Origin of the sequence: Stenotrophomonas maltophilia, from assembly GCF_013464915.1 — a bacterium.
GTDB classification, from domain to species: Bacteria; Pseudomonadota; Gammaproteobacteria; order Xanthomonadales; family Xanthomonadaceae; genus Stenotrophomonas; species Stenotrophomonas maltophilia_AT.
This window is the reverse complement of the sequence record NZ_RAVT01000016.1, coordinates 1-9514: the sequence shown is the minus strand read 5'-3', so window position 1 is coordinate 9514 and position 9514 is coordinate 1. Positions and strand designations below refer to the sequence as shown.

The window sequence follows — 9514 nt, the reverse complement described above, 5'->3', positions numbered from 1 at the left end:
CCCCGCAACCCGACACCGCCCCACCTCTGACAGATGGTCGCTGCTGTTGGTGGGTGTCGACCTTGGTCGACACATCTGTCAGATATCGAAATACATCTGGGGTCAGATMCGTTTTMCTTMGGAAAACGGATCTGACCCCGAGCGTCGTTMCGACAGATCGCGGAAAACTGTCGAAGGCGGGGTGGATCCGGTTGCGGGAGTGTCCGCGGCATGGATGCCGCGGCCAAGCCCCCATGGATGGGTTTACGGCGTCTCCCGCAACCGGATCCACCCCGCCATCCCGCGGAATGCAGGCTTTTGACGTTGATTCTGCAGGTGCAGGGCTGCAAGCCCTGCAATAAACCCTACCTGCCCATCACCCTGGCAATCGCTTCCACCAGCAGCTCACCGGTCACCGGCTTGCGCAGGAAGCCACCAATGCCGGCCGCTTCCACCTGCTGCAGGTCCGGATCGGTCCGCGCCGTCACCGCCAGCAGCGGCAGCATGTAGCCCTGGTTGCGCAGGTGCTGGGCCAGCTCGAAGCCACTCAGGCCCGGCAGGTCAAGATCCAGCAGGCCGACGTCGAAATCACCGGCGCTGATCTCGCGCAGTGCCGCCAGCGCATGCCCCGCATGCACGACCTCGTGCCCGCGCGCACTCAGCAACCCGCGCACCACATCAGCCACGGTTGCATCATCCTCGACCAGCAGCACGCGCAACGGCGGCATGTTGGCCGCATCCTCGCGGTGCGCTTCGCCGTCGGCCTCTGCGCTGGCATCGACCACCAGCGGCAACGGCAGGGTCACGCCAAAACACGTGCCGCGGCCGAGCTGGCTCTCCACCTGGATGCGCCCCTGCATCGCCTGCGCCAGTTCGCGGCAGATCGCCAGGCCCAGACCGCTGCCGCCGTACTGCGCCGCGGTGCGGGCGCCGTCGGCCTGTTCGAAGCGACGGAACAGGCGCTGCTGCTGTTCCTGGCTGATGCCCGGACCGGTGTCGCGCACTTCAAAATGCAGCGCGCGCAGCTCGCCGTCGCTGCGCGCATGCAGGGTGATGGTTCCGCGGCTGGTGAACTTGACCGCGTTGGAGAGCAGGTTGAGCAGGATCTGCCTTACCCGCATCGCATCGCCGGTCGCCTGCAGGCCCGGCGGCAACTGGTTGTCCAGGGTGAAGCGCAGGCCCTTCTGCGCCGCCAGTGGTCCCATCAACGCGGCCAGGTCCTGCAGCAGGCAGCTCAGCGCGAACGGCTTGGACTGCAGCTCCAGCCGTCCGGATTCGATCCGTGCCAGGTCCAATGCATCGTTGACCAGGTGAAGCAGGTGTTCGCCGGCGTGCCGGATCGACTGCGTGTAACCGCGCTGCTGCGGGTCCAGCGGTGAAGCCAGCAGCAGTTCGCTCATGCCGAGCACGCCGGTCATCGGCGTGCGGATTTCGTGGCCGAGATTGGCCAGGAAGCGGGTCTTGGCCGCCGAGGCCTGTTCGGCCAGTTCCTGTTTGTGCAGCGCCAGCTGATAGGCGTGGCGCCGCTGCAGGCGGCGGCGATACAGCCAAGCGAACCAGCTGGTCAGCAGCAGCGCGATAGAAGCCAGTACCAACAGCCCGGACAGGCTGCGCCACCACGGTGGCTGTACGCGGAATTCCAGGCTCTGCACCCGAGACCAGACATGGTCTGCCGAGCGCGCCTGTACTTCCAGACGGTAGCTGCCCGGCGGCAGGCGCGAGAACAGGCGCTCACCGGCCGGTCCCACTTCCACCCAATCAGGGTCGTAGCCGGCCAGGCGGTAGCGGTAGCTGTTTGAAGCCGAATCGGCGAACGACAACAGTCGCGCGACGATGCGCAGGTCACGGTCACCATCGGCAATCTGCAACGGCGTGTCGTGGGTCAGGTCGAGCACCTGCTCGTTGCGGCGGACTTCGACCCGCTCGATCACCAATGGTGCACGCCGCACCGAGGGCCGCACCTGTTCGGGGTCGAACACCACCACGCCGGCCGGGGTGCCGGCCACCAGGTGGCCATCGCCGGACATCGTCAACGTGTGCTCGCGGAACTCCTGGCTGGGCAGGCCATCGTGCACGCCGTACAGGCGCACGCTCTGCCCGTCGGCGCCAACCCGCACCAGGCCGCGCGCACTGGTGGCCCAGGCCACCCCCTGTGCGTCGACCACCAGCCCGGAAGCGGAAATCGCCGGGTAACCCTGCTCCGCGCCGACCACAGCCTGCCGTTCGAGCCGCCCCTGGCTCCAGCGGTAGCGCGACAGGCGCCCATCCTCCGACAACCAGACCTGGCCATCGCGGCCCACGTGCAACGCATGGATCGCCGTCGCCGGCGCACCCGGCACCGGCTGGAAACGCTCGCTTTCCGGCAGCCACTGCAGCAGGCCACGGCTGCTGGCCAGCCAGATGTGGTCCTGCGGCCCGCATTCCACATCGAGGTTGAGCTGGCCCTGCTGCAGGCCGCGCTGGCCATTGTCCAGCTGGCGGCGCAGGCGACCGTCGAGGTCACGCTGCTGCAGGCCTGCAGGCAACATCAACCACAGGCTGTCGCCGTCGCAGGTCATCATCGACTCGATGACCCCTTCCATGGTTGCGTCGGCCCCGGCATCACGGCCCCAACGACGCAGGTCACGCCGCTTCGGGTCATAGCGCAGCAACGCATCGGTCGAACCGATCCAGACCTGTCCACGGCGATCCTCGCGCACCGAGGACAGCCAGTACATGCCATTGACCCAGGTGCGGTGCTGCTCGATCCTGCCGGTCCTGGGATCGAACCGGTCCAGCGCGCCGTGGCTGCCAACCGTCCAGATGCCGCCATTGCTGGAAGGGCTGGTCCCCAGCACGAAGGCATTGCGCAGCGAGCCAGCATCATCCTCCAACCGCGACAACACCGAGAACTGCCACCAGCGCGGCAGCAGGTGCCACAGGCCGGCATTGGTACTGGCCAGCCAGATGCCGCCTTCGCGGTCCTCGTAGGCGCCAGTCCAGTTCGGCCGCACCGGCCCGCGCGCAACGGCGCTGTACAGCGGAACGGTCTGGTACTGCCCATCCACGGCCCGGCCCAGCCCGGTACGGGTATCCAGCCAATGGCCGCCCTGTTCATCGCGCAGCATCATGCCCAGCACCTGCTCGCCCGGCGGCAGTTTCCATGGCGGCGATTCAAAACGCCCGTCGGGGCGACGCACCGTGGCGCCGGCCATCGTACTGATCCACAGGCTGCCATCGGGTTCGCTGGTCAACCCATTGATCAGCAGGCTGGGAATGACATCCGTGCCGACCCGCTCGAAGTCGGTGCCGGTCCAGCGCGCCACGCCATGCTTGGTGCCGACCCACAGGCTGCCATCGGCCAGCGTAGCCAGATACGGCACCGAGGCGGCGGGCAGGCTGCGTGGATTGTTGGCCTCGGGCAGGAAACGCTGCAGGCGGTCCTGGCTGTCCAGCCGGTACAGCCCACCTTCGTGGGTCCCGAACCAGATCGCACCGTCGGGTGTGGTCGCCAGGCTCCAGACCGTGTTGGTCCCCATCAATGGCTGGCTGCTGCGGTCGTAGAAATGCAGCTGGCGGCGGTCGGCCGACATCCGTACCAGGCCCGCGTTCTCGGTCCCGATCCAGAGCTGGTTGCGCGCATCGACCAGGACCGTCCAGATGCGGTTGTCGCGCAGGCCATCCTCAGAGCGCCAGATCCGGTAGTTGCGCCCGTCGTATCGGGCCAGGCCGTCGTTGGTGGCGATCCACAGGTAGCCGTAGCGGTCTTCGGCCATGCGGTTGACGGTATTGGACGGCAGGCCGTCGAACACCGTCACCTGGCGCGGGCTCGGTGGCACCGGCTGCGCGGCAGCGGGTGACAGGCCGCACAGGAGGATCAGCAGCAGCATCGCCGCCCGCAGATACACCACCGATTGCCTCCTCACGCTGCCCTGATGATTCCCGCGCCGCGGGCGTCGGCATGGTAAACCGAAAGTCGCGCCGTTCACGCCCGGCGCCGACGTTTTCAAGTTGTGGTCTGTCGTTTGGCGCGAGCCTGGATGATCGCTGCCACCAGCATGTCGCCGGTGACCGGCTTGCGCAGGAAGCCATCGAAACCGGCAGCGAGCACCTGCGATTCGGCATAGGCATCGGAGCGGGCGGTGACCGCCACCAGTGGCAGCTCGTAGCCCAGGGTGCGCAGCTGGCGGGCGATCGCAGTGCCGTCCAGCGCCGGCAGATCCAGATCGAGCAGGCCCACATCGAAGCCGTCGGTGGCGATCTCCGACAAAGCCCCCAGGCCGTGCAGCACATGCACCACGTCATGGCCGCGGCTGCGCAGAAGGCCGGCGATGACCTCGGCCACGGTTGCATCGTCCTCCACCAGCAGGATGCGCAGTGGCGGCAGCACCGGCTGCGCCGGCACTTCGCCCGCGGCGGCCGCTGCCTGCCGGGTCCAGGGCAGCGGCAACTGCACCCGGAAGCGCGCACCCTTGCCTGGCTGGCTGTCCACCTCGATGCGTCCGGCCATCGCCATGGCCAGCTCCTGGCAGATTGCCAGGCCCAGCCCGCTGCCACCATAGCGCGAGGCCGTGCGCGGGCCCTCCGCCTGCTCGAAGCGATGGAACAGCCGCTCCTGCTGCTCGGCATTGATACCCGGGCCGCTGTCGTGCACTTCGAAACAGAGGCCGCCGCCGTTCTCCTCCAGGTGCACGGCCAGGCCGACATGACCGCGCTCAGTGAACTTGATGGCATTGCCCAGCAGGTTGAGCAGGATCTGCCGCACGCGCATCTCGTCGCCACTGACGCTGATCGGGCCGGGCGGATCGTCGCCACGCTGGAAATCCAGCTTGCGCTGCTTCGCCATGGGCTGCATCAGCGCCTGCACCTGGTCGAGCAGGCCGGCCAGATCGAACGGGCGCAGATCCAGCTCCAGCCGGCCCGCCTCGATGCGCGCGAGGTCCAATGCATCGTTGACCAACCGCAGCAGATGGCTGCCGGCCTGCTGGATGGAGCCGGCATAGCTGCGCTGCACCGGGTCCAGCGGTGTGGCCAGCAGCAACTCGCTCATGCCAAGCACGCCGGTCATCGGCGTGCGCACTTCATGCCCCAGCGTGGCCAGGAACCGGCTCTTGGCCTGCGAGGCCTGTTCGGCCAGCTCCTGCTTGTGCACGGTCAGCTGCCATTGCTGGCGACGGCGCAGGCGCGCACGGATCGACCAGACCAGGATGAGCAGCAGCAGCGAACCGATCAGGATGTAGCCGAAGATCGCCATGCCGCTGCGCCACCACGGTGGCAGCACCTTCACCTGCAGCTGCTGCGAAGGCGTCCATGCACCATTGGCAGTGGCCGCCTGCACTTCGATGACGTAGCGGCCCGTGGGCAGTCGCGACAGCGTGCGCTGACCGTCGCCGCCCTGCTCCACCCAGTTCTGGTCATACCCGCGTACCCGGAAGCGGTAGCGGTTGCCCTGGGGGTTGGCATACGACAGCAGTCGTGCATCGATCTGCAGATCGCGATCATCCGGTCCCAGCAGCAGGGTGCCGGTGTTCGGCAGCGGCTGCCAGCCGCGTGCATCGTCGCGGCGCACGCGTACCTCGGCAATCACCAGCGACGACCCAGGCAGCACCGCGTCGTCGGCATTCACGTCGAATGCGACCAGGCCGGTCTGGGCCACGGCCAGCACGCGGCCATCGGCATTCACCGCCGGCGGCCGGCTGGTGAACTCGGCATCGGACAGACCATCGCGTTCATTGAACAACTGCAGGCGTCGTGCTTTCGGGTCCCAACGCAGCAGACCGCGAGGCGTGGTCGCCCACACCCGGCCATTGTCGGCCAATGCCAGGCCACCCATGCTGACCGGTGGCACACCGGCACTTCCATCAATGCGCTGGATCAGGCGAAGGCTCATGCCATCCCACTGGTAGCGCTCCAGCGCGCCTTGGCGGGCCAGCCACAGCTGCTGCGGATCAACCCACACCAGGTCGTAGATCAGCCCGCGCGAGACCCCCGGCACCGCTTCGAAGCGGCCGGCCTGCTCACGCCAGATGCCCATGTCGCCCATCACCCATGCCTTGCCATGGGCATCGAAGCGGATCTGCTCGATGGGTGAATCGGCCGCCTTGCGGAAATCGTCGAGTGGGTAGCTGCGCAGCACCCGGCCATCCGCGCTGCGCTGCTGCAGGCCCAGGTTCATCACCGAAAGCCAGACCGTGCCATCGGGCGCCTGCCGCATCAGGTCGATGCGCTGGCGCAGGTCGGCGCCTCCATCGATATGCCAATCGTGCAGCGCGCGGGTGGCCGGGTCATACACGCTGATGCGGCCGGCACGCCCCAGCCACAGGCGCCCGTCCGGCCGCGGCAGGACCGACCACACCGCACCGCTGCCGATCTCGCGGTCGCTGGCCAGCAGGCGCAACGTGCCGTGCGCATCCAGCTGATACACGCCGTGCGCCGAACCCACGTAGTAGTTCTGGCCATCACTGGCCGCGCCCAGCAGGTACTGGCTGTCCAGCGGCTTGCCATCGAGCTGGTTCCAGATCGAGAAGCGGCGCCAGTCCGGCGGCAGGTAGGCCAGTCCCTGGGTCAGCAGGGCCACCCACAATCCGCCCTCATGGTCCTGCAGCAGATCGAGCACACCGCTCTGTGCAGTGAGGAAACCACTGCCGCGGTCGCCATCGAGCCGCCACAGCGCACTGGCGTCGCCACGCAGCAGGCCGTCGGACGTGCCCGCCCAGTAGCCGCCCTGGCGGTCGGCCAGCACCAGCGCCGAGCGCAGGCGGGCACTGCCGCTCCAGCGTGGACGACTGACCCGGTCCTGCGCATCGATGCGGTACAGGCCGTCGTTCTGGCTGCCGATCCAGATCGAGCCATCCGGATCGCGGCTCATCCGCAGCACGCTCAATGCGCCCAGCTCGTGCGCTGCCACGGGTTCGAAGTCACGGCCATTCCAGCGTGCGACGCCGGCCTCGGTACCGATCCACAAGCGCCCCCGCGCATCCACCAGGCTGCTGTAGATGGTGTTGCTGGGCAGGCCATCGGCACGGGCCGGGTCGTGCCTGAAGAAACGCAGGCTGCCGTCCTCGCCGAACCGGCAGATACCCTGGCTGCTGGTGCCGATCCACAACGCATCCCCGGCGTAGGCCAGCGTCCAGAACTGGCCCAGGCACGGACCATTGACCGCATCAAAGGTCTTGAACCGCTCGCGGTCGGCATCCAGACGGGCCACGCCCTTGCCATTGATGCCCACCCACACGCGGTCCAGCGGATCGACCAGCAGGGTCTCGATCTCGTTGCCGGGCAACGAGCCGGGCTGTTCCGGATCATGTTCCCAGACCCGCAGCGAGCTGCCGTCGTAACGCACCAGGCCGCCATCGGTTGCGGCCCAGACATGGCCCTGGCGGTCCTCGGCCAGCGCCAGCACCATGCGCGAAGGCATGCCTTCGGCGGCGCCGAAGCGCCGCAGGCGTGGTGTTTCTGCCATGTCCAGGGCTGCAGCCGCCGTGGCAGACGCCAACAGCAGCAGCCCCGTTGCCGCGATGCCCAGGCACCACAGGCGCCAGCTGCTCGTCATCCTGAACCCCCTGTCCTGTCCCGATTGTCACACAGGGCCGGGGTCATGGCTGCAACAGCCTGTTGCCGGGGCAGGACCACCACGAACTGTTGCAGCCATGCACGCATCGTTGGCGGGGGCCTGTGCGTATGATCACAACGTCCCCCTTCCGGAGCCCGCCATCGATGCGTCCCTGCCTGGCCCTGCTGCCGATGCTGCTCGCCACCGCCCCCGCCTGGGCGGATGCAGACACCTACCGCCTCGATCCGGTGCACACGCGGGTACTGTTCAGCATCGACCACGCCGGCTATTCGCAGGCCATGGGTACGGTGTCCGGCAGCGAGGGCCGGCTGCAGTTCGATCCCGACAACTGGCGTGAAGCCACGCTGGAGGTCGAGGTGCCCGTGTCCCGATTGGACCTTGGTGACGCCAAATGGAACCAGGCCACGCTGGCCCGCAGCCTTCTGGATGGCGAGCGTTTCCCAAAGGCACACTTCGTCTCCACCCGGGTCGAACCGGTCGATGCCAAGCGCGCCCACGTGATCGGCACGCTGACCCTGCGCGGAGTCAGCCAGGAAATCACGCTGGATGTGACCCTCAACGCCATCAAGCGCTACCCGCTCCCCCCGTTCCGACGCACCGCCGGCTTCTCCGCCAGCACCACACTGAGCCGGCGTGCGTTCGGCATCACCGCCTGGCCGGGCGTCATCGGTGATGCAGTACAGCTGAGGATCGAGGCAGAAGCCACCCTCGACCGCAGCGACGCCCCGGGAACTCCCGCTCCCGTTCCGCACTCCGACCCCAAGACGGCCCCCTAGAGGACCCTTCATGACCGCCAAGAACACCCCCGCCGCCTGGGGGAGTGTCAGCCAGATCCTGCATTGGTTGATCGCACTGCTGATCCTCGCCCTGGGCGTGGTCGGCCTGACCATGGGTGAGCTGCCCAAGACCCCCAAGTATTTCTGGGTCTACACCGCGCACAAGTCGATCGGCATCACCGTGCTGGTGCTGGTGCTGTTCCGCCTCGGCTGGCGCCTGTATGCCGGCGCGCCCAAGCCGGTGCCGGGCGTGCCCAGCTGGCAGGAACGCATCGCCAGCGCCACCCACGTGCTGCTGTATGTGCTGATGTTCGCCATCCCGCTGTCGGGCTGGCTGTACGACTCGGCCAGCGGCCTGCGCCCGTTCCGCTGGTTCGGCCTGGTCGACGTGCCCAAGCTGAGCGGCCCCGACCCGCAGGTTGTCGCGGTATCGCATGCCATCCACGAATACGGCTTCTGGCTGTTGATCGCGGTGGTGCTGGCCCATGCCGGCGCTGCCTTCTACCACCACCTGTTCCAGCGCGATGCGACCTTGTCCCGCATGTTGCCGCGCGGCTGGCTTGCCTCCCCTCAGAAGGACTGACCGATGAACCTGAAACTGACCACTCCGGCCGCCGTGGCCGCCGCCCTGGCCGGCATGCTGGCCACCGCCCCGGTGCTCGCCGCCGACTATGCGCAGGCCCCTGGCGCCGGCTCGATCCTGGTGTTCGCCACCAAGTACGACGGTGAAGTGTTCACCGGCAGCTTCCCGGGCTTTGCCACCAAGCTCAGCTTCGACCCGGCCAATCCGGCCGCCGGTTCGCTGGACGTGGTGATCCCGCTGGCCGGCGCCAAGAGCGGCAACAGCGACCGCGACTCGACCCTGCAGACCGCCGACTTCTTCAATGTTGGCAAGTTCGCCACCGCGCGCTACACCGCCAAGGGGTTCCGCGCGGTGGGCAATGACCAGTTCGCCGCCGATGGCACGCTGGAACTGCGCGGCGTCAGCAAGCCGGTCACCCTCACCTTCACCTGGAAGCCGGGCACCCAGCCGGTGCTGACCGGCAAGGCCACGGTCAAGCGCCTGGACTTCGGCGTCGGCGGCGGCGACTGGGCCGACACCAAGACCATCCCGGACGAAACCGCGATCAGCACGATCGTGAAGTTCGACGCGAAATAAGCCGCGTCTGGTAGTGCCGGCCGCWGGCCGGCAWMACCGGGCATGGCG

Annotated in this window: 5 protein-coding genes; 3 read left to right on the top strand and 2 right to left on the bottom strand. The window is 67.8% G+C overall.

The annotated features are described in order from the left end of the window. Positions 1–344: 344 nt before the first annotated feature. Together D7T59_RS05960 and D7T59_RS05955 are read right to left on the bottom strand one after the other, a co-directional pair. Complete coding sequence (locus tag D7T59_RS05960; protein WP_180853495.1) at positions 345–3869, bottom strand: ATP-binding protein; 3525 nt, start codon at positions 3867–3869, stop codon at positions 345–347. 95 nt (positions 3870–3964) lie between these two features. Next, a complete protein-coding gene (locus D7T59_RS05955) occupies positions 3965–7510 on the bottom strand; it encodes a hybrid sensor histidine kinase/response regulator (RefSeq protein WP_180853494.1) in 3546 nt (1181 codons plus the stop codon). Positions 7511–7674: 164 nt separating this feature from the next. On the opposite strand from D7T59_RS05955, the gene D7T59_RS05950 reads away from it, so the two are divergent. From D7T59_RS05950 to D7T59_RS05940, 3 genes are read left to right on the top strand one after another with little or no spacing between them, the layout of a single operon-like run. Then, the gene (locus D7T59_RS05950; RefSeq protein ID WP_180853493.1) at positions 7675–8307 is read left to right on the top strand and encodes a YceI family protein; all 633 of its coding nucleotides are present in this window, start codon (positions 7675–7677) and stop codon (positions 8305–8307) included. A 10-nt stretch (positions 8308–8317) separates the two neighbouring features. Further along, the gene (locus tag D7T59_RS05945; RefSeq protein ID WP_180853492.1) at positions 8318–8890 is read left to right on the top strand and encodes a cytochrome b; all 573 of its coding nucleotides are present in this window, start codon (positions 8318–8320) and stop codon (positions 8888–8890) included. A gap of 3 nt (positions 8891–8893) precedes the next feature. Next, positions 8894–9466: a YceI family protein gene (locus D7T59_RS05940; protein WP_006384701.1), complete on the top strand. Its 573-nt coding sequence runs from the start codon at positions 8894–8896 to the stop codon at positions 9464–9466. Positions 9467–9514 lie beyond the last annotated feature (48 nt).